Source organism: Microvirga sp. Mcv34 (genome assembly GCF_024519725.1).
Lineage (GTDB): Bacteria > Pseudomonadota > Alphaproteobacteria > Rhizobiales > Beijerinckiaceae > Microvirga.
The window spans coordinates 1-1,390 of the sequence record NZ_JALJRK010000238.1 but is presented as its reverse complement, the minus strand read 5'-3'; the positions used below and the strand labels follow the sequence as shown (position 1 = coordinate 1,390).

The window sequence follows — 1,390 nt, the reverse complement described above, 5'->3', positions numbered from 1 at the left end:
GCGGCGGCGCGTCCGAGTACGGCGACGAGGAGCCGGGTCAGATCAGCCGCGGCGGCGATTTCGGGCGCTCATCGCCCATGGAGCGCAGGCCCGAGCCGGCCAGCAGCTCGCGGCACAACGACTTCGACGACGACATCCCGTTCTAAAGGATCGAGCGCAAAAGTTGTTGCCGGTTCTGCGTGGAAGGATCAGTCAAACGTAAAGGTTGGAGCATCGGACGTGAGTTCGAGTTCACGTCCGATGCTTGAAGACCTGCGCCAATCCTCATCTTGAGATCCGGGCTTCAGGCCCGGATTTTTGTTTTTCGCTCCGGCCGGCATGTCCCTACACCCTGGACGAGGCCTGTCGTGCCGTCTGCCGCGAGCGTTGCGCCCGTTCCACCTCGCGCAATTTCCGCGCCCTGTCCTGGAGCTCCTCCCGGCTCGCCCACCACCATGCGCGCGCGGGTTCGCCTACTGATCTCTCTTCTCCCTGCGGCGGCTTCGTGCGGTAGATTTCCTCCAAAGTCGGCATGCGCCAATGGGCCCAGACATAGAGGGACGTATCGCCCTGCACGTGGGAGTACAGCCCGGCAGCGGACAGATCCGCGACAGGATCCACGTCGATGGCCTCGAACACCACGACGCCCCAGCTTGCGGTCATCAGCGGAAGACCGAGGGGTGGGAGGTCGTGGCTGCGAACCGGATAGCGTCTCCGCCGCCGCTCCGCGTGAATCCGTCCGGCGTCTTCCGAGGCATGAGCCTTCTGCTCTTCGCGACGTTGCTTTCGGGCTTCCGGCTCGTTGCGCCGCGCCGCCTCTTCGATCTCCGGCCAGCGCGCCTTCAGTTCCTCATAGGAGCGGAACGGCACACGCCAGACCCTCTCGTCACGGTCCCAATGGGCCCAGGGAATTGCGCGCAAGGCTTCGACGATGGTCCGCGAATAGGGCGTGCGTACCCGCAGATCCTCCGCAACGGTCAGGTAGGGGCTCTTGAGCGGCTCGAACACGAAAGCGTCGCGGCCCTTCTCATCCGCGTGGCGGTCCAGGGTTTCAAGCTCCTGCCCCATCCAGGCATCGAGCCGTTTCACCGCCGTGGTCCCCGGCACAAACCATCGCTCCTCCCCTGCCCGCCACCGGGCCCGGGGAAACCTGTCTCGGAATCGGCTGATCAGATCCCTGTCATAGGGAAACATCGCATAAGCCCCTGGCCTCTCGTCATCATCGGAGGGAAAGACCTCGAAGGCAGACACAATCTCCATGGGCCGCCGGTGCTGCGTTGGATCCACGTTCTCCAGGTTTAACGAGCCACTGTGTGTTTGAGATCCGTTTTGGGCGGTGACCGTTGTGCGTTTTGACCGTTGTGCGTTGTGTGGCGGGGATGCTTCGGACGTGACGAAGCCCCCGGAGGGT

General features: G+C 63.9%; 1 protein-coding gene. It reads right to left on the bottom strand.

Features of this window, described 5'->3' with window-relative positions; translation table 11 throughout:
• Nucleotides 1-324 precede the first annotated feature (324 nt).
• Nucleotides 325-1,086, bottom strand: a complete 762-nt coding sequence (locus OC446_RS30355; protein WP_262032585.1) for a hypothetical protein — start codon at nt 1,084-1,086, stop codon at nt 325-327.
• Nucleotides 1,087-1,390: the final 304 nt, after the last annotated feature.